Annotated in this window: 25 protein-coding genes; 22 read left to right on the top strand and 3 right to left on the bottom strand. The window is 31.5% G+C overall.

Translation table 11 applies throughout. The annotated features are described in order from the left end of the window. The first annotated feature begins 21 nt into the window (after positions 1 to 21). The 7 genes from Q0K54_RS02875 (at position 22) to Q0K54_RS02845 (ending at position 6,992) form a co-directional block, all read left to right on the top strand. Positions 22 to 630: a GyrI-like domain-containing protein gene (locus Q0K54_RS02875; RefSeq protein WP_294578343.1), complete on the top strand. Its 609-nt coding sequence runs from the start codon at positions 22 to 24 to the stop codon at positions 628 to 630. After that, entirely contained in the window at positions 631 to 1,173 is a 543-nt protein-coding gene (gene yfcE / locus Q0K54_RS02870; protein ID WP_294578342.1) for a phosphodiesterase, read from the top strand. It begins immediately after the preceding gene. Positions 1,174 to 1,293: 120 nt separating this feature from the next. Continuing rightward, positions 1,294 to 1,596 carry a PTS sugar transporter subunit IIB gene (locus tag Q0K54_RS02865; RefSeq protein ID WP_294578341.1) on the top strand — a complete coding sequence of 101 codons (303 nt, stop codon included), beginning with the start codon at positions 1,294 to 1,296 and terminating at the stop codon, positions 1,594 to 1,596. 171 nt (positions 1,597 to 1,767) lie between these two features. Further along, positions 1,768 to 2,484 carry a GntR family transcriptional regulator gene (locus Q0K54_RS02860; protein WP_294578340.1) on the top strand — a complete coding sequence of 239 codons (717 nt, stop codon included), beginning with the start codon at positions 1,768 to 1,770 and terminating at the stop codon, positions 2,482 to 2,484. Between the two features lie 202 nt (positions 2,485 to 2,686). Beyond that, on the top strand, positions 2,687 to 3,991 hold the full coding sequence (locus Q0K54_RS02855) for a PTS sugar transporter subunit IIC (protein ID WP_294578339.1): 1,305 nt from the start codon (positions 2,687 to 2,689) through the stop codon (positions 3,989 to 3,991). Between the two features lie 147 nt (positions 3,992 to 4,138). After that, the gene (locus Q0K54_RS02850; protein WP_294578338.1) at positions 4,139 to 4,651 is read left to right on the top strand and encodes a PH domain-containing protein; all 513 of its coding nucleotides are present in this window, start codon (positions 4,139 to 4,141) and stop codon (positions 4,649 to 4,651) included. Positions 4,652 to 4,910: 259 nt separating this feature from the next. Further along, a complete protein-coding gene (locus Q0K54_RS02845; RefSeq protein ID WP_294578337.1) occupies positions 4,911 to 6,992 on the top strand; it encodes a glutamine synthetase III in 2,082 nt (693 codons plus the stop codon). 44 nt (positions 6,993 to 7,036) lie between these two features. On the opposite strand, the gene Q0K54_RS02840 is transcribed toward Q0K54_RS02845, so the two are convergent. Together Q0K54_RS02840 and Q0K54_RS02835 are read right to left on the bottom strand one after the other, a co-directional pair. Beyond that, entirely contained in the window at positions 7,037 to 7,465 is a 429-nt protein-coding gene (locus Q0K54_RS02840) for a hypothetical protein (protein ID WP_294578336.1), read from the bottom strand. A gap of 57 nt (positions 7,466 to 7,522) precedes the next feature. Next, positions 7,523 to 7,936 carry a VanZ family protein gene (locus Q0K54_RS02835; RefSeq protein ID WP_294578335.1) on the bottom strand — a complete coding sequence of 138 codons (414 nt, stop codon included), beginning with the start codon at positions 7,934 to 7,936 and terminating at the stop codon, positions 7,523 to 7,525. A gap of 157 nt (positions 7,937 to 8,093) precedes the next feature. Here Q0K54_RS02835 and Q0K54_RS02830 point away from each other — a divergent pair, with 157 nt between their 5' ends. From Q0K54_RS02830 to Q0K54_RS02760, 15 genes are all read left to right on the top strand, one after another. Further along, positions 8,094 to 8,393: a hypothetical protein gene (locus Q0K54_RS02830; protein WP_294578334.1), complete on the top strand. Its 300-nt coding sequence runs from the start codon at positions 8,094 to 8,096 to the stop codon at positions 8,391 to 8,393. 115 nt (positions 8,394 to 8,508) lie between these two features. Next, a complete protein-coding gene (locus Q0K54_RS02825; protein WP_294578333.1) occupies positions 8,509 to 8,811 on the top strand; it encodes a PepSY domain-containing protein in 303 nt (100 codons plus the stop codon). A 4-nt stretch (positions 8,812 to 8,815) separates the two neighbouring features. Continuing rightward, the gene (locus Q0K54_RS02820) at positions 8,816 to 9,469 is read left to right on the top strand and encodes a response regulator transcription factor (RefSeq protein ID WP_374011444.1); all 654 of its coding nucleotides are present in this window, start codon (positions 8,816 to 8,818) and stop codon (positions 9,467 to 9,469) included. Further along, positions 9,466 to 10,524: a cell wall metabolism sensor histidine kinase WalK gene (locus tag Q0K54_RS02815; protein ID WP_294578331.1), complete on the top strand. Its 1,059-nt coding sequence runs from the start codon at positions 9,466 to 9,468 to the stop codon at positions 10,522 to 10,524. Before Q0K54_RS02820 ends, Q0K54_RS02815 begins: the two co-directional genes overlap by 4 nt. Positions 10,525 to 10,529: 5 nt before the next feature. Beyond that, the gene (locus tag Q0K54_RS02810; RefSeq protein ID WP_294578330.1) at positions 10,530 to 11,021 is read left to right on the top strand and encodes a PepSY domain-containing protein; all 492 of its coding nucleotides are present in this window, start codon (positions 10,530 to 10,532) and stop codon (positions 11,019 to 11,021) included. Between the two features lie 116 nt (positions 11,022 to 11,137). Beyond that, on the top strand, positions 11,138 to 11,569 hold the full coding sequence (locus Q0K54_RS02805; protein ID WP_294578329.1) for a MarR family winged helix-turn-helix transcriptional regulator: 432 nt from the start codon (positions 11,138 to 11,140) through the stop codon (positions 11,567 to 11,569). Further along, positions 11,566 to 12,918: an MATE family efflux transporter gene (locus Q0K54_RS02800; protein ID WP_294578328.1), complete on the top strand. Its 1,353-nt coding sequence runs from the start codon at positions 11,566 to 11,568 to the stop codon at positions 12,916 to 12,918. Before Q0K54_RS02805 ends, Q0K54_RS02800 begins: the two co-directional genes overlap by 4 nt. 153 nt (positions 12,919 to 13,071) lie before the next feature. Then, positions 13,072 to 14,313 carry an ammonium transporter gene (locus Q0K54_RS02795; protein ID WP_294578327.1) on the top strand — a complete coding sequence of 414 codons (1,242 nt, stop codon included), beginning with the start codon at positions 13,072 to 13,074 and terminating at the stop codon, positions 14,311 to 14,313. Positions 14,314 to 14,325: 12 nt separating this feature from the next. Further along, positions 14,326 to 14,670, top strand: coding sequence for a P-II family nitrogen regulator (locus Q0K54_RS02790; RefSeq protein ID WP_294578326.1), 345 nt, complete (start codon positions 14,326 to 14,328; stop codon positions 14,668 to 14,670). Between the two features lie 67 nt (positions 14,671 to 14,737). Beyond that, positions 14,738 to 15,043 carry a hypothetical protein gene (locus Q0K54_RS02785; protein ID WP_294578325.1) on the top strand — a complete coding sequence of 102 codons (306 nt, stop codon included), beginning with the start codon at positions 14,738 to 14,740 and terminating at the stop codon, positions 15,041 to 15,043. Between the two features lie 72 nt (positions 15,044 to 15,115). After that, positions 15,116 to 15,949 carry a MurR/RpiR family transcriptional regulator gene (locus tag Q0K54_RS02780; protein WP_294578324.1) on the top strand — a complete coding sequence of 278 codons (834 nt, stop codon included), beginning with the start codon at positions 15,116 to 15,118 and terminating at the stop codon, positions 15,947 to 15,949. Positions 15,950 to 15,958: 9 nt separating this feature from the next. Next, positions 15,959 to 16,981, top strand: a complete 1,023-nt coding sequence (locus tag Q0K54_RS02775) for a low specificity L-threonine aldolase (protein ID WP_294578323.1) — start codon at positions 15,959 to 15,961, stop codon at positions 16,979 to 16,981. Positions 16,982 to 17,067: 86 nt separating this feature from the next. Next, the gene (locus Q0K54_RS02770) at positions 17,068 to 17,343 is read left to right on the top strand and encodes an HU family DNA-binding protein (RefSeq protein WP_294578322.1); all 276 of its coding nucleotides are present in this window, start codon (positions 17,068 to 17,070) and stop codon (positions 17,341 to 17,343) included. A 286-nt stretch (positions 17,344 to 17,629) separates the two neighbouring features. Next, positions 17,630 to 18,472, top strand: coding sequence for an AraC family transcriptional regulator (locus Q0K54_RS02765; RefSeq protein ID WP_294578321.1), 843 nt, complete (start codon positions 17,630 to 17,632; stop codon positions 18,470 to 18,472). Positions 18,473 to 18,567: 95 nt separating this feature from the next. After that, positions 18,568 to 22,482 (top strand): prolyl oligopeptidase family serine peptidase, encoded by a 3,915-nt coding sequence (locus Q0K54_RS02760; RefSeq protein ID WP_294578320.1) that lies wholly within the window; start codon positions 18,568 to 18,570, stop codon positions 22,480 to 22,482. Between the two features lie 361 nt (positions 22,483 to 22,843). Here Q0K54_RS02760 and Q0K54_RS02755 read toward each other — a convergent pair. After that, positions 22,844 to 24,178 (bottom strand): transposase (locus Q0K54_RS02755; protein WP_294578319.1); only part of this gene is annotated, 1,335 nt, incomplete at its 5' end.

Genomic DNA, 24,178 nt, shown 5'->3' with positions numbered 1-24,178 from the left:
TTAAAGACGGGAGATGAGGCGATGATAAAATACGATATTAAAAAGGAATATTCGAAGTTATATCGAGCAAAAACGGGGAAAATAAGTCGTTTAGTTGTCCCTAAGTTAAAATATATTGCAATTGATGGGGTTGGTAATCCCACTGTTTTAGATTTTCAAAAAAAATCTGTTTTATTACAAGAGTTAAATAAAGTTTTAAAAGAACTTTATCACCAGCATGATATTAATTATTGTGGTGCTAAGCTTGAGGGCATTTGGGATACGTATGATAATAGCCATTTTGATGTTACCAGAAAGAAAATGATAAAATATACATTATTAATTCCTCAATTAGATATTTTGACTAACGAAATGCTTGAAGAAGCTAAAATAAAATTATTAAAAAAGACCAACGAGCTGTTGATTCTGGATGTTTATTTAAAAGAATTTGAAGAGGGACAGTGTTTACAGATGTTACATATTGGACCGTATAATACGGAAATAAATTCAACTAAACAAATAATGGAATACATTACAGTAGCTAATTTAAAACTGAGTGGCTTTCATCATGAAATATATTTAAATGATCCCAGAAAAACCGCTAAGGAAGATTTAAAAACAATAGTACGTTATCCAGTGGAGGAAAATTAAATGAAATTAATGTTTGTATCTGATATTCATGGTTCAGCTTATTATGCTAAAAAAGCAGTAGCAGCTTATGAACAAGAAAAAGCCGATAAATTGATTTTATTAGGCGATTTGCTTTATCACGGACCACGAAATGATTTACCTAAAGAATATGCTCCAAAACAGGTAATTAAGATGTTAAATGAATTAAAAAAAGAGATTATTGCAGTTCGTGGTAATTGTGATGCGGAAGTCGACCAGATGGTGCTAGATTTTCCGATGATGGCCGATTACGCAACAATTGATGTAGATGGGCATCATTTCTTTTTGAGCCATGGTCATATTTTTAGTGAAGAAAAATTACCGTATTTAAATGAGGGTGATGTTTTTGTTTATGGTCATATTCATAAACCAGTTGCTAAATATGAAAATGGGATATATATTTTAAACCCTTCATCAATTTCTTTACCTAAAGAGGGGAATAATAGTTATGGTATTTATGAAAATGATGAATTTATAATTAAAGAGTTTGATGGAACTGTTGTAAAAAGAATAAGAATGGATTAACTGAGAAATTTTTTTCAATATTTAATTAAGGTTTAATAAAGTGAAGCAAAATTATTAGCAAATGTTAAATAAAATGTTATAATATAATTACATAAGATGTTGTGAAAGGAGATATAATATATGTACAAAATTTTATTAGTATGTAATGCTGGTATGTCTACAAGCATGTTAGTTCAAAGAATGGAAAAAGCTGCTGAAGCTGATGGTATTGATGCTAAAATCTTGGCATTACCTATCACAGATGCTGCAAACCAATTAGATGAATGGGATGTAATCATGTTAGGCCCACAAGTTCGTCATGAATTAAAAGGTTTGAAATCTAAAACAACTACACCAGTAGAAGTAATCGAAATGCGTGATTACGGAATGATGAATGGTGAAAATGTTTTAAAAGCAGCCATCAAAGTTATTGATGGAAAATAATTAAATAGCCAATAGCAAAAGCCTCTTAGGGAGGCTTTTTCGTTTTTATAACTAATTAAAAATACAAATAATTGAGTTAATCAATAACTATTACTATAAATAATTAAAAAGTCCGTGCAAATTTATTAAAAGTATGGTATTTTTAAATAAAGAGCTGCTAGGAGGGATGTCATGGTAAAATACATCGAAATTGCAGATGATATTAGATCCAAGATTAAAGGTGGCAAGTATACCTATGGACAAAAGCTCCCATATGAATATGTATTATGTGTAACATATCATTGTAATAAAGAAACAATGAAAAAAGCTCTGGATATTTTAGTTAAAGAAGGTCTGATTATTAGAAGGCGAGGGGCAGGAACTTTCGTAAAAGATTATGATCCATCTTCTGATACACCTAATAAAGCCAATCTTTTTACAAAAGGGTTAACACAACGATATGAAGGAATTAAAGATATCGAAACAGAAGTAATTGTTTTTGAAGTTATTCCTAGCGATGAACATATATCGAAAAAATTGCAAATAGAAGAAGGTTCGTTTGTATATCATATCATTAGATTTAGGAAACTTGATGGCAAACCATATGCAATAGAAATTATCTATATGCCAATATCAATAATACCAAATTTAAAATTAGAACATTTGCAAACATCGATTTATCGATACATCGAAAAAGATTTAAAATTAAAAATCCAAAGCGCTCATAAAAAGGTTCGTGGGCATTTATCATCTCCGTTAGAACAAGAGTATCTTGGTTTAAAAGAAACTGAACCATACTTTGAAGTTGAACAAGTTGCATATTTAAGTACTGGAGTGATTTTTGAATACTCATTTTCTCGGTTTCATTATAAAGATTTTGAGTTGCAGACAGTCACGGTAGCCATGTAAAACGCTTATATTTGTAAGCGTTTCAATTTTTTTTTTACAAAATAAGAGCGGTAAAAAATCGGCTATATACCGATGTTTTTTTAGACGATGCCGGTTTTATTTTTAAAAGTATGGTACTTTTAATTAGAAAAAGCATTGACTTTTTGCTAATTAAATTCTATACTTATATTGTCAATAGATATTTTAAGGGAGGAAAAAATATATGGACAAAATGGCAGATGTCTTAGGCCGCGTTGGTGCGTGGTGCGGACAAAACAAGTATTTATCTGCGATTAAAAATGCGTTCCAAAACTTCATGCCTTTAACTATTGCTGGTGCAATTGGGGTTTTATGGTGTAACGTATTAGTAAACGCAGATTCTGGGTTAGGTCTATTCTGGAAACCAATCATGGCATTAGAATTCATTAACCCAGCATTCTCAGCAATTCAATTTGCTACAATTTCATGTATCACAGTTGGTGTTACTTTTGGTATCGCTCAAGAAATTGGTGAATCTAATGGTGAAACTGGATACTTCGCAGGGTTATTCGGTCTTGCATCTTGGTTAGCTGTTACTCAAAACAGTTATACTATTGAAGGTGCTGCTGATCCTTTCAGTGGACTTAGTGCTACTCCACTTGGTGCAACAGGTTTATTTACTGGTATCATCATTGGTATTTTATCAGTAGAAATCTTCTGTGCATTACGTAAAGTTGATAAATTAAAATTAAAAATGCCTGAATCAGTACCACCTGGTGTTGCTCGTGCATTCGAAGTTTTAATTCCTGCATGTATTGCAATTATTATCATTGCAGTTATCGGACGTGTTGTTGAAATGGCTACTGGATTATATTTGAATGACGTAATTTCTACTTACGTTCAAGGTCCTTTAGGTAATATCGGTGCGACTGTTCCTGGTGTTATGATTATCTATATCTTAATCATGTTATTCTGGTTAGTAGGTATCCATGGTAACAACATGTTATCAGCTGTTAAAGAAGCATTATTTACTCCATTAATGTTAGAAAATATCGAAACATTCTCTAAAACAAATGATGCTTATAGTGATGAATTACACATTTTCGCAATGGCATGGTTACAAATGTTCGGTGAATTTGGTGGTTCTGGGGTTACAATCGGTTTAGTTATCGGTATCTTAGTATTTGGTAGACGTGAAGATAACCGTACAATCGCAGGTATCTCTATAGTTCCAGCATTATTCAATATCAATGAAACAGTTACATTTGGTATCCCAATGGTATTAAACCCAATCTTAGGTATCCCATTTGTATTTGCTCCATGTATTACAATCATTATCGGTTATATCTTAACAGTAATTGGATTCTGTCCAAAAGCAGTTATCAATACTCCATGGACTTGTCCTCCAATTCTTCACGGATTCTTAACAACTGGTGCTAATATCATGGGTGCTGTTTCTCAAGCAATTGTTTTGGTAGTATCAATCTTAATCTATTCACCATTCGTAATTATTTACGAAAGATTCCAAAACAAACAAGCTGCAGAATAATAAAAATAATGTTAATCAAGGAAAGACGGAATTTCCGTCTTTCTTTTCCTTAATGTTATATCAATTATAAATTTCTGATCTAATAATTTATAATTGATATAATATAAAAGGTACGCTATAATATTGAGTATTAGAAAAGAGGTTGTTATGAAAAAAGTAGAATTTAAGCGGGCATTAAATCCGGCGATCTTATATTTTGAGATATTTTATATTATTTATATTGTTATTCAATTTATTTTTGGCTCAATTCAAAGTGCAATCGTTGTCTTAATTGTAGGAATCGCAATTGTTATTTATTTCAATTTGTTTCGTCCTTATAAATATACGATTGAAAGAAGAACTTTGGTTATCAACCGTCGTTTAGGAAAAGATAAAGAAATTAATTTGCTTACATGCGAGACTATTTGTGATCCAGTTCCTAAGATGACAAAAATTATAACTAGTCCTCATGCTCTTGAATTATATACTGGTGGGAAAAAGAGAATTGTGGTAACCCCAAAAGATAGAATGAAATTTGTAGAAGAAATTGTTCGAATCAACAAACGTATTCATGTGCAAGTTAAGGAATATGCCGCTACTCATCATTCATATGAAAAGAAACGCCGTCGTCGTATGAAAGAAGAAACAAAGAAAGTTAAAAGTCAAGAATTTAACAATTAGTAATTTGGGTAATCTTTTTAGATTACCTTTTTTTTATTTAATTTATCGGAAAATATTGTTTATTTTAGTGATAATGTTATAATCAAAAATCATTACTTGTTTTTTATTATCGAAAATAAAACAGTGATGATTAAATATTATTAGAATAATAAAAAAATATTATTTTGGTGTTGACACTACAAAAAACTAACTGTATAATAACGGCATACAAAGCATATATTAGATATATGGTTGTGAGAAAAACAAGGGGGAACTTAGAATGGAAGATATGAATAAGTTATTAGAAGATTACGGAATCTTAGCTTTTAATGATGATACAATGAAAGAAAGAATTCCAAGATCTATTTATAAAGCTTTTCATGAATCTTTAGATAAAGGTGAAGAGTTATCTAAAGAATGTGCAACAGTAATTGCTAATGCAATGAAAATTTGGGCATTAGAACATGGAGCTACACATTTTACTCATTGGTTTATGCCAATGACTGGATTAACTGCTGAAAAACATGACGCTTTCTTAGAACCTGAAGGATGCAAAGCTGTTTTACAATTCAGTGGTAAAACTTTAAGAAAAGGTGAACCAGATGCTTCATCTTTCCCTTCTGGAGGTTTAAGAGCTACTTTTGAAGCAAGAGGTTATACTGCATGGGATTGTACATCACCTGCATTCGTTAAAGATGGTACTTTATATATCCCAACTTTATTCTGTTCATATACAGGTGAAGCATTAGATAAGAAAACACCATTGCTTAGATCGTGTGATGCCTTATCAAATGCAGCATGTCGTTTGTTACCGTTGATTGGAGTTGAAGGAGTAACAAGCGTTTCTGCTTCAGTTGGTGCTGAACAAGAATATTTCTTAGTACGTGATGAAGATTATCAAAATCGTATGGATTTAAAATTAACTGGTAGAACTTTATTTGGTGCCATGGCTCCAAAAGGTCAAGAATTAGAAGATCATTATTTTGGAAGTCTTAAACGTAAAGTTTCTGCATTTATGAAGGATTTAGATCGTGAGTTATGGAAATATGGTATTCCTTCAAAAACTAAACATAACGAAGTTGCGCCTGCCCAACATGAAGTTGCTTGCGTATATCAAAAAGTAAATATTACTAGTGACAATAACCACTTATTAATGCAAATTATGCAAGATGTAGCTAAACAACATGGATTACGTTGTTTACTACATGAAAAACCATTTGATGGTGTTAATGGTTCTGGTAAACATAATAACTGGTCAGTTACTACAAATACAGGAATTAATTTATTTAATCCTGGTAGCAATCCGGTTGAAAATAAACCATTCTTAGCAACATTAGCATGTACTATTAAAGCGGTTGATGAATACGCTGATTTATTAAGAATGAGTATTGCTAGTGCTGGAAATGATCATCGTTTAGGAGCTAACGAAGCACCACCTGCAATCATTTCAATGTTCATTGGTGAAGATTTAAATGATTTAATTGAAGAAATTTGTGAAGGTAAAAAGATTAATAAAATTGATAGCGGGCGTTTTGCAACTGGGGTTTCAGTAGTACCTACATTCTCTAAAGATACAACTGATCGTAACCGTACTTCACCATTTGCATTTACTGGAAATAAATTTGAGTTCCGTGCTGTTGGTTCTAGTCAATCAATTGCTGGTCCAAATACGATCTTAAATGCTATTTTAGCAGAAGAAATGAATCAAATGGCTGATGCCTTAGAATCAGGTAAATCTTTTGATGATGTAGTAAAAGAATTTATTTTAGAACATAAACGTATTATCTTTAATGGTGACGGATATTCTGCTGAATGGGAAGAAGAAGCAGCAAGACGCGGATTACCAAATAATAAAAACACTGTTGATGCTTTAAAATGTTTAAAAGACGAAAAGAACCTAGAAATGTTAGATCGTTTAGGTGTCTATAGTCGAGTAGAATTGGGTTCTCGTTATGAAATCCTATTAGACAACTATATTAAAACCATCCAAGTTGAAGGTTTAACTGCTTTAAAAATGGCTAGAACACAACTTTATCCTGCAGTTTGTGATTATTTAAGTAAAGTTTCTTCTGAAATTGTGGCTGCTAAAGAAGCTGGAGTTCCAGTTGAATTCTTAACAGATGATGCTAATAAATTAGCAGGTTTGATCAAAACTATGAAAGATCAAATGGAAACATTAGATAAAAATATTACTGATGCTCAAGCGATGGATGCTGAAATTTTTGAACAAGCAGTAGCATGGCGTGACAATGTTTTCGGTGAAATGCAAGCATTAAGAGCAACTACTGATACTATTGAAACATTGGTTGATGATGAATACTGGCCAGTTCCTAGCTACATTGATTTATTATTTGGAATTTAATAATGATTAATTTAAAAAGGAATCACACGATTCCTTTTTTTACTTTATAAAAATAGTTTTAAGTCGTTAAATGATTCTTCTTCAAATTTTCTTAATTTTCGCATTAATTTAATAATTTCTTTTTTAGCTTTATGACATTTTTTTACGGTAGTAATTGTATTGATTATTCCCATACTACTGCCAACCATTAACATTTTGGCAATATGACTGGAAGAATGATCAGTTAATGTTTGCATGTTTATCATTAAATATGTTTTGATCTGATCGATTTTTTTAATCCCACGTTCATCATAACCGTGTTGATGGAGCAAACGTTTGGCTTTTAAATGAAATTTTTGATAACCATGATATTTTTTTTGTAAATATCTTTTAAAACGGGGATTTTCAACAATATCGATCAATTGGCTAATTGTGTCTACACCCATTTGCGAATTTTGATAAATATAATTTAGTAGTTTAATATCATCATCCATAATTATTCACCCAACTATAGTATGCTATTATAATGATTATTTATGCAAAAAAGAAATCTATGATTTAGATTTCTTTAAATAATGCCATAAACAAATAAAGATGACACCAGAAGTATCAATCAAAACATCTTTGAATTGTCCACTACGACCATTAATAAATAACTGATGAAATTCATCACTGCAAGCATAGGCAAATGTAATTAGTACTGTATATAGCAGTATGGATTTATTGTTTACTTGGTTTTTAGCTAATCCATAGTAAATAAGGAATGCTAAAATTGTATATTCCGTAAAATGTGCACATTTTCTGACAATGAGTGACAAGGTATCATGATCGATATTGATGATTTTAATAATAATATCAACAATAAAATTACTTTGAGAGCTAGAGTCATTACCGTTTGTTTGTGACATCAAAAAAATAAAAAGCATCCATATAAACATGGGAATAAAATATCTAATCTTTTTCATAGTTTCCATTATATCTAAAAAACAAAAAAAGACAATTATTATGAGTGAAAAAGGCGAATATTAAATTATTTATATTATTTAGATTCTAAAAAATTATTAAGTAAACAGATTTTTAATAGTTGTTATGCTATAATATGAATAAGGAAGTGATTGGGAAATGAAGGGAATTGTATTTATTTATGGTATTTATTTATTAGTTTTGATTTATTTATTATTGTTGCGAATAGCTGGAGTGATGTCCTTTAATTGTTTGAATGCCTGCTATTTGATTTTTGGAATTATTGGGGTAGGGATTTGTTGTGGTTATCGGTTTCGAAATTTTTTATCACATTTTATTTCTACTCAAAAGATTATGGATTGTATCGATAATTATAATGATGATCGTTTTTTGATTAAAAGTGGTATATTTTTGATGGTACCTTTATTAATCTTATTTATTGTTAATTATTTAGTTTAAAACTGCTTAGGCAGTTTTTATTTATGAGAAAATTCTCATAATTTTATTAGCTGTTTTTAAGCAAAAATAGCTGAAAATGCGTTATGATATAGATGTAGAAAAGGAGGTATCGATGATGGATAAATTATTAAAGTATCGTAAACAGATGATAGTTTTGGCAATACTGGTAATTGTATTAATTGTCTCATCGGGAATATACATCCTTAACACAACATTGAATAATATTAATTGTTCGAGAAGTGAAGCCCATACAATTGCTTTAAATCGATTTCCAGGAACGATAATTTCGTCTGAAGTGGAATATGAGGATTTAGAGATTGTTTATGAAATAATAATAGAAGATCAAAATCAAGAGCAGATTGAAGTGGATATCAGTGCTAAAACTAGCAGAATCATTGGTTTTGAATATAAGGAGTGATATGATGGCTATTTTAATAATTGAAGATGAAAAAAATATGTCGAATTTACTAAAATTAGAATTAACTCATAGTGGTTATCAATGTGAGCAGGCATTTGATGGAGAAACTGGATTAAATAAAGCGTTAGATAATGATTATGAATTGATTTTGTTAGATTTAATGCTGCCACGAATTAATGGAATTGAATTATGTCGTCGCTTGCGTGAAGTAAAACAGACACCAATAATAATGTTAACCGCTCGTGATGAAGTTATGGATCGTGTAAATGGTCTGCAAGTAGGTGCCGATGATTATCTGGCCAAACCTTTTGCAATGGAAGAATTACTGGCACGAATAAATGCTCTATTAAGACGAGTTAAGATGTTAAATTCAAGTAATGAATACAGTTATGGGGATGTCTTAATTGTCATGGATAAACGAGAAGTTTACTATCAAGGTCAGTTGATTGTTTTAACGACAACTGAATTTGATTTATTGACATTGTTAGTTAAAAATGGCGGTAGAGTTGTTTCACGTAATGATATACTTGATCAAGTTTGGGGCTATGATGGCGAAGTTTCGACTAATGTAGTAGAAGTATATATTCGTTATTTACGTAATAAGATGAAAGAAATTCCTATTGAAACAGTTCGTGGTGTAGGATATCGTTTAGGATGAAAAAGAAAACTTTTCGCTTTCAGTTAATCAGTTCAACATCATTAATAATTATGAGTGTTATTGTATTATTTAGTGTCATTTTAATTATTTACATGACTTATTACTTATTAATTATTGGTCGTATTTATGCTATGGATCAAGATTTGGCGATACCAGTAGCTGGAGTAATTATTTTATTATTGGTTATCCTATTAATAGTGGCATTAGTTGCTAGTATTTTTAGCGGAATTGTTATTAGCCAGCAATTTTTAAAGACCGTTGAGCAATTTACTAATAACGTTCAAAAAATCAAAAACGAAGGTTTTAGTCACCGTTTACCAATTGAGGGAAATGATGAATTGGCCAAACTGGGTCGTGAATTTAATGAAACTATCAGCCAGGCTGAAAATGCTTTGATTCAGCAAAATCAATTTGTAAGTGATGCGTCCCATGAATTAAAAACCCCTCTGGCAATCATTAAAGGAAATTTAGAAATGCTACAACGTTGGGGGAAAAACGATCCAGTGGTTTTAGATGATGCTTTAGATGTTGCTCATAGTGAAGTTGAAAGATTAGCTCAGTTATGTAATGAACTACTACATTTAACTCGTGAGATGAAGATTCAATGTGATAAACCAGCAGATATTGAGGCTATCGTAGCCGAGTTAATTAATAATTTTAAGGAAGTACATCCAGAGTTCGATTTTCGTTTTGATCTTCATGATGACCAGCAGATATGGATGCGGCCAGAACATTTAAAACAGTTATTAATTATTTTGATTGATAATGCTATTAAATATTCACGTGATGATTCTAAACGAATATGCATCAGTTATCATGATCGTTATTTGAAAGTTAAAGATTATGGAATTGGAATTGAAAAGGATAAAATAGAGCATATCTTCAATCGTTTTTATCGGGTCGATGAATCAAGAGCCCAAAATAATAATAATTTTGGCTTGGGTTTAGCTATTGCTAAAAGAATATGTAATGTTTATCATTATCCAATTAAAGTTATTAGTGAAGTCGGGGAATATACAGAATTTATAATAATATTTATTAGTGAACAGGAGTGAACAGGATGAAAAAAATATTAGGATTAGTATTATTAGGATTATTGATAGTTGGATGTCAAGGAAACAACAATATTATGTCGCTAGATGAAGCTAAAGAGATTGCTTTAAAAGAAGTAAATGGTGAAGTAATTAAATCAAAACAAGATCATGATGATGGTAGAACTTACTATGAATTTGAAATTATAACTGATAATGAAAAATATGATCTGGAAATCGATGGTGAAACTGGTGATATCGTTAAAAAGGAAAAGGACGATGAATATGGTGGTCAAACTACTGATGGTCAAAATTTAGAGGCGGCAGTTAGTGAAGATCGGGCAAAGCAAATTGCTAGTGACCACATTGGTGGTGGCGGAAATTTAATAAAATGTAAACTTGATTATGATGATGGTATTTTAAAATATGAAATTGAGATTATCAAAGATAATATTGAATATGATATCGAGGTTAATGCTAATACTGGTGAAATCATTAAATACGAAGAAGATCGTTATTAAGCTATACAGCTTGGCTGTATAGTTTTTTTCTTATTGTGAAAATCACTGATGGATAGTTGAATATTTAAACAGTTTAATATATAATAGTTAAAAAATAAACTATTTGGAGGCTGGGCATGAAAACATTAACATTACCGATTTATGAACATATTCTAAAGTACTATAACAGTTTATTTGAAGAGTTACAAAAAAAATATCAGATTACTCAAATTGAAATTGATATATTGGCATTTTTAGCCAATAATCCGCAATATCACTATGCTCAAGAGATAGTTGATATCCGAAGAATATCAAAAGCACATGTTTCCATTGGAATTGAAAAACTTGTCAAAAGAGGTTATTTAAATCGAACACCGAATCCCAATAACCGCCGCTGTAATCTGTTAGAAATAACTAAAGAGGCGACAGTAGTTATTGGTGAAATCCAAATGATTCAATCTAATTATAAAAAACAGCTTTATCAAGGAATCGAAGAACAAGAAAAAGAATTATATGATCAGATATTAATGAAAATGTATCAAAATATTGGAGGGAAAGTAAGTCAATGAATGAAAGATTAGAGAAAGAAAAAATATCTAAATTATTATTATCACTGGCAATACCGTCAATTTTAGCACAATTAACAACTTTAATTTATAACTTGGTCGACCGTATTTATATCGGTCAATTACCTAATAGCTCAATGGCAATTGCGGGTATAGGGCTATGTACTTCAATTGTAACTATAATTACAGCAGTAACTAATTTATTTGGTCGTGGTGGGGCTCCTCTTGCTTCAATTCGTCTTGGAGAAAAGAATATCAAAGAAGCAGAAAGAATCTTGGCCAACTGTTTTAAAAGTTTACTGATAACTTCAATTATCATTATTATTATCTTAAATTTATTTGGAACAAATATTTTACTTTTATTTGGTGCCAGTGAAAATACTATTGGCTATGCCTTAGAATATTTAAATATTTATAGCTGGGGAACTATTTTTGCACAGTTGAGTGTTGGCCTAAATTATTTTATTAATGCTCAGGGATTTGCTAAATATGGGATGTTTACATTGCTTTTAGGTGGTATATTAAACATTATTTTAGATCCGATTTTCATTTATAGTTTTAATATGGGTGTTGCTGGTGCAGCGCTGGCAACAATTATTTCTCAGTTTGTATCATGTGTCTGGGTCTTGGGATTCTTCTTTGGAAAAAAGACCACTTTAAGATTAAAAAAAGAAGCTTTGAAATTTGATATACCAGTAATGAAAAGAGTTATTGGTTTAGGATTGTCACCATTTTTTATGAGTTCGACTGAAGGAATTTTACAAGTATCTTTTAATCGTCAGCTATTATTTTTCGGTGGCGATATTGCAGTAAGTTCCATGACGATCATGATGTCAATGTCACAAATATTATCATTACCTATGGAAGGAATTGCTCAGGCAACACAACCAATTATTTCTTATAACTATGGAGCCAAACAATACGATCGTGTTAAACAAACAATTTCTTTAGCTTTAAAAGCTGCTTTAACCTATTCTATAATTGGGGTTTTATGCATGGAATTATTCCCAAATTTATTTGTTAGTATGTTTGCTAATGATCCAGAATTAATTGAATTAGCTAGCTGGATGTTAAGAGTATATGTATTTGGATTTATTATTATGGGTGCTAATTCTACTTATCAACAAACATATACATCATTAGGATTTGGAAAAAGATCATTTTTCTTTGCATTCTATCGTAAAATTATCTTATTGATTCCTTTGATTTACTTGTTGCCTAATTTTATAGCTAATGGAGTTTTTGCGGTTATTTTGGCAGAGCCAATTTCAGATTTATGTACTACGATTACAAATACCTTTGCTTTTAAATCGTTTATAAAGAAGAATTTAAAGATGGAAATTAAGAATTAACTTATATGGTTAATTCTTTTTTTATATAATATTTTATCAAAATAATAACAAATTATTAATTTTTATCACTAAATAATAAAAAAGTACTTGCGTAATAATAATTTATCATATATACTATGGGTCATAATCATAATAGATAAGGGGGAAATAAATATGATTAACACAGGTGATACTGGATTCATGTTGATCTGTGCGGCATTAGTCCTATTGATGACGCCAGGATTAGCATTTTTCTATGGAGGAATGGTACGTAGAAAGAATGTCGTTAATACAATGATGACATCAATGTTTATTATCGGTATTGGCATTGTGATGTGGGTGTTATTTGGTTATTCACTTGCATTTGGTAATGACCACTTTGGAGTAATTGGGGATTTTAGTTTTTTAGGGTTAACAGGTATTGGATTAGAACCTGGTAGTTATGCTGATTCGATTCCAGCTCTGGCATTTGCAGCTTTTCAAATGATGTTTGCAATTATCACACCAGCTTTAATTACTGGAGCAGTTGCTGGAAGAATGAAATTTAAAGCTTTGTTTATATTCATTATCGTTTGGTCAATAATCGTTTATTATCCAATGGCTCACATGGTTTGGGGACATGGTGGATTCTTAGCCGAAATAGGATCAGTAGATTTTGCCGGCGGTAATGTTGTTCATATTAGTTCTGGGGTTAGTGCTTTAGTATTATGTTTAGTATTAGGAAAAAGAAAAGATTATGATCATGCAAATTATCGCATTCATAACATTCCTTTTGTTGTACTTGGAGCTAGTTTATTATTATTTGGATGGTTCGGATTTAATGCTGGTAGTGCTTTGCAGGCAAATGGCTTAGCAGTACATGCATTTATGACAACTGCTGTTTCAGCTGCTGCAGGAATGTTATCTTGGATGTTGATGGATGTTTTGATGACCAAAAAGACAACATTAGTTGGTAGTGTTACTGGTTTGGTAGTTGGTTTAGTATCGATTACTCCAGGTGCTGGTTTTGTACCGGTTTGGGCAGCAATAATTATTGGATTAGTAGGCAGTCCATTATGTTATATAATGATTTCAAAAGTTAAAAAACATTTCGGTTATGATGATGCTCTAGATGCTTTTGGTTGTCATGGTATTGGTGGTGTTTGGGGTGGTATTGCTACTGGCCTATTTGCTCAAACATCAATTAATGGTGCAGCTAATTGGAATGGGTTATTCTTTGGGGATACTCAATTATTAATTGCTCAATTAATTAGTATAGTCGTAACAGTTTTGATTGCTATTGTTGGAACCTTAATTTGTATCGCAATTGTTCGAATCTTTACTACTTTAAGAGTTGAAAAACGTGAAGAACAAATTGGATTAGATATTTCAGAACACAATGAAACAGCATATCCATCTTTCAATGGATTAGACTAGGAGGTAGTTACAGTGATTAAAATTGAGGCATATATCCGTGAAGAGAAATTCGAAGATGTTAAAGAAGCGTTATCACAAATTGAAGTTCATGGAATTACGGTTTATCAGGTAATGGGTTGCGGGATTCAAAAAGGTTATACTGAAATGATTCGAGGTAATGAAGTAGAAGTAAATATGTTACCAAAAATTAAATTTGAGATTATTGTAAGTGATGAAAAATGGGAAGCTAAGACGATAGCTGCCATTAAAGAAGCCGCATTCACCGGAAAACCTGGAGATGGTAAAATTATTAGTTATGACTTAAAGAGTGCGTTAAGAATCAGAACAGGTGAAACTGGTCGAGATGCTATTAATTAAAGTCAGCGAAAGCTGACTTTTTGCATCTTTAGATAATAAAATGTATAATACTAACAAGGGGGTAAGTATGTTAGCAAGATTACATGTAGTTATTGATAGTGAAAATGATCAAGATTATTTGGAGGTTAAACAAAAATTATTGACAATAAATCCTGATTTTTCAATTTCACCTAATCGACCATATCAGCTTATCAAAGATCATAGCGAGTTTTATATAACCATTGATTTATCAGAAGATGAAGTTAAACCATTATTAGATCAATTAAATAATGATTGGACTGGTGAAATAGATGAGTGTGATTGTTATGGATTTAATACTAAAATGTTTGATCAGCGAGTTTATTGTTTAGAGTTTACTTATTTTAATGATTAAAAATTAGGAAACGGTATTTACCCGTTTTCTTTTTAATTATAATTTGTGTATAATTAAAAAGAGGTGAGAGATGTGGTTAGAAGAACAGATAAAGGTGAAGTAGATATTTTATATAATTTGCTGACATATATTAATGCTTCTTATAGTCAGGATATGTATTATACTATTTGTTATCAGGTGTTAAATAATATTGAAAAAATACCGGATATTTCTATTAATGAGTTGGCTGATTTATGTTATACATCTCCAGCAACTATTTCGCGATTTTGCAAAGCTTTAAAATGCGATAATTTTGCAGAATTTAAAAAAGAAGTTCAAGCTGGATTACGGCAAGCAAGTCATGAAATAAAATTAGAACCAGAAGATTTGGTTGCAATTCATCGTGATCCTAGTAAATGTATCGATTTAGTATATGACTTAACAATTGATTCTTTAATTGAAAGTAAAAAATATATTGATATTCATGAAATAGATCGCTTGTGTGATATTATCTATGATGCTAAAAAATTGCATTTTTTTGGATTTCAATTTAATAAGATCCTTGCCTCAGATATACAATTTAAATTAATTAAATTAGGGAAATTTTCCTATGCTTTTGCTGATCGTGGAGATGATAGCCAAAGAATCGAGTTATTAGACGAGGATAGTGTAGCTATTGTTCTATCAGTACGAGCCCGAAAGGTGCCTGTTGGTGATTTAGTTACTTCGATAAAAAATCGTGGGGCTAAAGTTATTTTAATTACTTTAAATCCTGATAGTGAGGTCATTAAGCAAGCTGATATGGCTATTGTAGTAAGAGGTCAGGAAAGTACTTTCAGTGAATCATCAATTTCTGGTTCAACTGTTTTGAAAACATTTTTAGATTTGTTATATTTAAGATATGGATTATTATATCCAAGAAGATAGGGGGATTTTATGTATAGTTTCACAAATGATTATAGTGAAGGAGCTCATCCAAAAATTATGACTGCTTTGCTGAAAACAAATTTAGAACAAACTGATGGTTATGGTTTAGATAAATATTGTTTGCAGGCAACTGAATTATTAAAAAAACAATTAAAAAATGAAAATGTTGATGTTCATTATTTGGTCGGGGGTACCCAAACTAATGCGACATTTATTGCTTCAGCATTGAAACCATATCAGGCAGTTATTGCGGCTGATAGTGGTCATATTAATGTTCATGAAACTGGAGCTGTAGAAGCAACTGGTCATAAGATTTTAACGGCACCACACCAAAATGGAAAGATAACACCAGAAGAGATTGAAATGATTGTCAAACAACACCCAGATGAACATATGGTACAACCTAAAATGGTTTATTTGTCACAATCTAGTGAATACGGATCTGTATATTATTTGGATGAATTACAGGCAATCAGTGAATTATGTAAAGAGTATAACTTATATTTATTTGTTGATGGTGCTCGTTTAGGGAGTGCTTTAGCGGTTGCCAATACACCATCATTAGCTGATTTAGCTAAATATACGGATGCATTCTATATTGGTGGAACAAAGATGGGGGCTTTATTTGGTGAATGTCTTGTTATTGTAAACGATCAATTAAAACCAGATTTTCGCTATAATATGAAACAAAATGGTGCAATGTTAGCTAAAGGTAGATTGCTTGGAGTCCAATTTAAGGAACTATTCAGCAATGATCTTTATTTACAAATTGGTCAATATGAAAATAAAATGGCAGATATATTAAGGGCAGGTTTGAAAAAATTTAAAATGTACGTTGATTCACCAACAAACCAGATCTTTCCAATTGTAAATGATGAGTTGATTGCTAAATTACAAGAAGATTTTAGCTTTAATGTTATGGATAAAATTGACGAGAATCACCACTGTATTCGATTAGTAACATCTTGGGCAACACCACAAAAAGCAGTTGAGGAATTTGTAACTAAAATAAATCAAGAATTTGTTGAATAATTGATTAAAACTTGTAATGAAAGTTAATAAGTAATATAATAATATTAGGATTATTCCTATAGAAAAATAAACAGAGGAGAAATGATATGAATAAAGCTGAATTAATAGAAGCGATTGCTTCAAATGCAGAAATGACAAAAACTGATGTTGATAAAGTAATAACTTCTTTTGTCGATGTAGTGACTGATGCTTTAGCTAATGGTGAAAAAGTATCTTTAAAAGGATTCGGTAACTTTGAAGTACGTGAAAGAGGAGAAAGAACAGGACGTAATCCTAGAACTGGAGAACCAATGACAATTGCGGCTAGTAAAGCTCCTGCTTTTAAAGCTAGTACTGCTTTAAAGAATGCTGTAAATAAATAAAATTGAAAAATGGCCTGCGGGTCATTTTTATTTTGCCTAAATTGTCTTAGAATAACATAATCTAGGACGATTATACCACTATTTTTAATAATAAAAGTAAAAATTTAATTTATTTTTTCGAAAATATTGAATAATTATTGTTAAAATATATAAAATTTGTATTAAATATGTAAAATAATGCTTAATTTTATTTGAAATTATAAACAATATGTTATAATTTTAGTCATAGATTATGTTATGCTAGGTTATTTTATATTAGTAAATTTGATATAGGAGTATAAAAATAGTGGCTGGAGTGTTTAAATACGAGAAAATTGAACATGATTATAGTTTACCAACGAAATTATTGGATTTCTATTTTGAAGATTATCAGGGTGAATTTATTGAAAAGCATTGGCATCGTAGTATTGAAATACTAGTTCCGTTATATGGAAGTATGAACTTGTGGGTGAATGGTGATGAGATATTATTAAAAGCTGGACAAATTTATATCATCAACTCTCAAGTTATTCATAAAATTACCCCTAACAATAATGAAGAGTATTATAAAGGTTATGCCTTACAGATTGATTATGACTTTATAAAAGAATGTTATGCAAAAATTGATAGTATTTATTTTAAACAACCTAATACTATGAATAATAAAATCATCTTAGGCAAAATTTTAGAAATTATTAGGTATTATGATGATACTAATCAATATAATAGTATTCGATTGATTAGTAATATAGAAATGTTAGTATTTCTGTTATTAGATAATTTAGCACGTAAAAAAATAAATAATATAAGTATAAAAAATAATAAATATAAAAATAGAATAATGGGGATTTTAAAATATATAAATGACAATTATACAGAAGACTTATCAGCAATAATAATAAGTAAGAAATTTGATATTTCTGAAGGATATTTATATAAGATTTTTAAAGAAAATCTGAATATATCATTAAAACATTATATTAATCAAGTTAGATTAAATCATGCTAAAAAAGATTTGATTAATAGTGATTATCCAATTATCGATGTAGCAATAATGAATGGTTTTCCTAATGTGAAATCATTTAATACTTGTTTTAGGGAAAAAATGGGAATCTCACCAAAAGAATATCGAAAAAAGATGAGAAAATAACGCTTTTTTGTCAAGAAAATCACCATTTCGAAAGCGCTTAACAAGATATAATTCTTATATAACCAGAATATAAAAGAAAAGGAGGTAAAAACAAAATGGTTAGAAAAGCTAAAAAAGCATTAAGCTTGTTAGTTAGCGCAATGATGGTCTTTGGGTTAACAATCACTCCTACATACGCTGCTGATGGTGTAACTGCTACTGGTACTCAAAAAGCTTATGTAGTTGGCGATGACTGGGGTCCAGGTGTTACTAAAACAATTATTACTCTTGATAAAACTGTTGATCCTGATTCAGTACAGCCAAGTGATTTTAGTGTATCTCAAGGACTAAATGGTTCTTTCAGTGATAGAACAATTGAAGATGCTTATGTTTCAGATGCTAATGGAAATGAAGTAAACGAAGCTTCTAATATTGTTACTATTCAAATGGCTATTAACCCTAATGAAGGTAATCCAATTGTTTGGAATGGTCAAACTTGGCGGAACAATTGGGCTAATCCTTATGAACTAAATGTTAATTTAGTTGAAGGGGCAACATTAACTGCTGGTGATGAAGTAATCACTACATTAAATGTTGAATCAGTCATTGATGTTGCCGGAGACGGTAAAATTTGTCCTCAATTAGATGGTTTTGATATTGATACATATACTTACGGTGATGCGACATTATCATATGCTCTATATGCACCTGAAGCCGATAATCATACAAATGCTTTAGTTATCTGGAATCATGGTATTGGGGAAACTGGAACTGATGTTCAAATCGATTTATTAGGTAACAAAGTTACTGCTTTAGCTGGAGATGAGTTCCAAGCTGCAATGGATGGTGCTTATATTTTAGTGCCACAAAGAAGTGGTGGGAAAGATGTATATGAAGCTATTTATCAATTGGCTAATAAAGTATTAGCTGAAAATAGTGATATTGATCCTAATAAAGTAATCGTTGGTGGATGTTCAGCAGGTGGGGCTACTACAATGCAATTATTATTTGATCATCCAGAATTTTATGCTGCAGCTTATCCAATCTGTCCTGCAACTTCAAGCAACAGTGTTACTGATGAAATGATTGAATCAATTAAAGATATTCCAATTTGGTTTATTCATGCTTTAAATGATACAACATGTAATCCACAGACCAACAGTATTCCTCTTGCAAGTCGTTTAAGAGAAGCGGGAGCTACTAATGTTCATGAATCATATTTTGAAGATGTGCATGATACTACTGGTAGATTCTTTGATGATGAAAATGGAGAATTATCATTAGTTGATACTGGCAAACCTTATCAATATGATGGTCACTGGTCATGGACTTATTTCTATAATAATTTATGCCAAGATGATACAGGTACTTTATGGAACTGGATGGCATCCCAAGATAATTCTAACCAAGCTGTAGGAACACAAAAAGCCTATGTAGTTGGTGATGATTGGGGTGCTGGTGTTACGAAGACAATTATTTCTTTCAACAAAACTATTAATGCTGATTCAGTAGATAAAGATGATTTTGAAGTTGTTCAAACATGCAATACTACTGTTAGTGATCGTACTGTTTTAGATGCTTATGTATCTAATGAAAATGGTGATAAAGTAACTACAGATTCAAATTATGTAACAGTTGAAATGTATATTTCACCAACTGAAGGTAATCCAATTGTTTATGCAAATGGCCAAAACAACTGGGCAGATCCTTATAAATTAGATGTTAATTTAGCTAATGGTGCTACTATAGCTAGTGGTGATGTTACAATTAGTGCAATCTATGTTGAACCAACAATTGATGTTGCTGGTGATGGCAAGATTTGTCCTCAAATTGAAGACTTTGTACAAGGTGATTTCACTTATGATAGCACTACTGTTCAATATGCATTATACAGTCCTGAAGCTGATGATCATACAAATGCTTTAGTTATCTGGAATCACGGTGGTGGAGAAACAGGTAATGATGTTGAAATGGCTTTATTAGCTAATAAAGCAACTGCATTGGGCGATGAAGAATTCCAAACTGCAATGGATGGTGCTTATGTATTAACACCTCAAAGACAATCTGGTGTTTCTTCTACTGCAAGTGCTGAAACTATTTACCAATTAGTTTTAAAATTATTAAGAGAAAATCCTGATATCGATCCTAATAAGGTAATCGTTGGAGGATGTTCTGCTGGTGGAGCTATGACAATGACTATGTTATTTGCTCATCCTGAATTATATGCTGCAGCTTATCCAATCTGTCCAGCAACTCAAAGTGCTAATGTTACTGATGAAATGATTGAATCAATTAAAGATGTACCAATTTGGTTCATCCATGCTGATAATGATCCAACAGTCATTCCTGATACAACAAGCCATGAATTAGCAGATAGATTAGAAAAAGCTGGTGCTGAAGTTCATACTTCTTATTTTGCTGATGTACATGATACTAGTGGTAGATTTGATGATGAAGACGGTAATCCTTATCAATATGCTGGTCACTGGTCATGGATTTATTTCTACAATAATGAATGTGTAGATACAAATGGTACAAACTTATGGCAATGGATGTCACAACAGACTAAACTTGACAATAATGTAGCAAGTGGTAGCCAAACTGCTTATATTATTGGAGATGATTGGGGTCCAGCTGTAAGTAAAACAATTGTAGAATTTGATAAAGTTATCGATTCTGCTTCATTAAATGCTAGTGATTTCTTAGTAACAGAAGAAAAACAAGCGACTGTTGACTGGGCAACTGGTGAAGTTGGTATTGCAACTGCAGAACGTCAAGTAACTAAAGTTTATCCTTCTGATGCTAATGGTAATGCTGTTGATGGTGATTCTAAATATGTAACAATTGAGATGTATGTTGATCCAAATACAGGTTCACCATTCATTTATAGTGTATCTAGTGGATTTAATAGCTGGTGCGAAACTTATCGTCTAGCAATTAGATTAAATCCTGGTGAAGTAGTCACAAGTGCTGGTGAAGTTTTGACTTCAGTTAATATTAAAGCTGATATCGATGTTGCTGGTGATGAAAAAATCGTTCCTCAAGTAGATGGAATCTTTGATCTTGATCAAAAATATACAGCTAGCGATGGAACATTATATAACTATGCAAGTTATACACCAGAAAAAGATGATAAACAAAATGCCTTAGTAATCTGGTTACATGGTGCTGGTGAAGGTACAAATAATGGTATCAATGATTCTTATATCGATTTACTTGGAAATGAAGTAACTGCTTTTGCAAGTGAAGAATTCCAAAGTGAATTTGGTGGTGCTTATGTATTAGTTCCTCAAGCTGCAACTATGTGGATGGACGGAGGTAATGGAGTTTACCAAAATGGTGATTTAGGTTCTATTTATACTGAAAGTTTAATGGAATTTATTGAAGCTTATGTAGCTGATAATCCAGATATTGATCCAAATAGAATTATTATTGGTGGATGTTCAAATGGTGGATATATGACAATGGAAATGATCTTAACATATCCTGATTATTTCGCAGCAGCATTCCCAATTTGTGAAGCATTCCAAGATCAATATATTACAGATGAACAAATCGAAGCAATTAAAGATATGCCAATCTGGTTTACATATGCTAAAAATGATCCAACAGTAGATCCTACATTATGTGCAGAACCTACAATTGAACGTTTATTAGCTGCTGGTGCTCAAAATATTCATGTATCTGCATTTGAAGATGTACATGATACTACAGGTAGATTCTTCAATGCTGACGGTACACCTTATCAATATAACGGTCATTGGTCATGGATTTACTTTGATAATAATGAATGTGTAGATGGTGAATTAACTGCATGGCACTGGTTAGGACAACAAGTTAAGAGTACTGGTAGTGTTGATACTCCAACTGATGTAACTAATCCATCAACTGGTAGCGGTTCAACAACTACACCTAAAAATCCATCTACAGCAGTTAAAACTGGTGATGATATGGCATTGTTAGGTTTAGGTGTCTTAATGGCTTTATCTGCAACAACATATACAGTTGCAAGAAAAAGATCTCATCAATAAATGATGTAGTTATAGGATTTCTCTATTTAGAGAAATCCTTTTTTTTCATATAGGGAATTGGATTCGTTCGAAGATAGAAGAAAAAAATCCAACTATAAGGGTATATGTGATAGTTGGATTTTTTATGTAGCTAAAAAAGTGTTAGAAAATTACTATTTTTTCCTAACCATTGTTCCATTACATTCTGGACACTGACACCTGTATCCATGATTTCCTTTGCCAGAATATATCTCTGCTCCTAAAAACTCTTCCAGTATCCACTCTGGTACGTTCTCTTCATAGCCACATCGTTTACATTTCATTGGTATCATTACTTCGGGTTCCCCTAATAATTCCGCTAGTTCCTCATCACTAAGATTGATCATTTGTATACCTTCTTCCTATGTTCATACCTGTATCTTGCTTTGAGAATCTTACGGTTACGATAGTTCCTGTCATTTCTATCGTCTCCATCAAATGGATCATAGCTTTCCTGATATTCCATTATTTCTCCACATTCACAAAGCAATGGATCTCTTAGAAATGATTTTATCATATTGTATCTGAAATGTAATTCTTTTTGTCTTTTTTCTATCATGGCTCTTCTGGCTTTTTTTAGTTCTTCTTTTCTTTTTAATTTATGACTAAACAGTTCTACCATCCGGTTATATGTCTTTTCTGATTTGTTTGAATAAAAACCATAGTATCTTACCATCTTGAAGTTCTTCTCAGGACAGTGCATCAATACCTTGTTAAGAAAACTATAAACAGATTCTCTGACATCGACACGTTTGTTATCTTCATGACGATGATAGAACCAATGGATCATTTTCTTGTCATCATCATAGTTTACTATCCGGCTTTCAGCCATTATTGGTCTGCTGGTATAACGGGTTATATATTGAACACATTTTTCAATATCATCTTTGGTCTGATCATCTTCAATTTTTGGAGCATAAACATAGAATCCCTCCTCATATTTTTGATAGAACCATCTTTTAAGATGTTTGAATTCTCTGTCATTTCCAATATGTTCATCAAGATATTGGAGCAATTGATATCGCCAGGTTTGGCGCAATTTTTTGTAGTCCATATAACAGAAATTTTTAATTGTATCATTTTTTACATCATAGGCATCTTCGCATACCAGAACATGAACATGAGGATTCCAGTCAAGAGGTCTACCGAAGGTGTGCAATGAAGCAATAGCACCAAAGATAATATTGTCAGTAGTATCTTTGTATAGATATTGGGATTTATTATTTTTTCTATGATGAAAGATACCTTTCTTTTTTTCGATACGCTTTTGTTTACGATATTTTCTATCGTTAAAAAGAGAGGCCAGGGTATTTCTGGTAACGACAAAAAGACCATCAAGCAAAGCTCTGTTTCTGATGAAGAAGACACGAAGCTGAGCAGGGATGGTAAAGACGATATGACGATGTTTAGATCTAAAAGCCATAGCACTGACATAAGCAGCCCGTTTCTGACTGGATTTGGCACCACATTTGGAACAATATCTGGAATTGCAGGTATGAGCAACAATGGTTTCTTTGCCACAATTAGGGCAGACAAAGAGATCGTAACCAAGATGGATAGAGGAACAGAGGATGGTCTTTTGAAGATTATCAAAAGCAACATCTCTTAGTTTGCCTTTTTCATGTAAATAGATAATATAGTCGTAATTATCAAAGAAGATATATTTAAAAGTGTTTTT

Source organism: uncultured Thomasclavelia sp., assembly GCF_944324745.1.
Lineage (GTDB): Bacteria > Bacillota_I > Bacilli_A > Erysipelotrichales > Coprobacillaceae > Thomasclavelia.
Note: the sequence above shows the minus strand (reverse complement) of the source record. Positions and strands in the feature narration are given on the sequence as shown.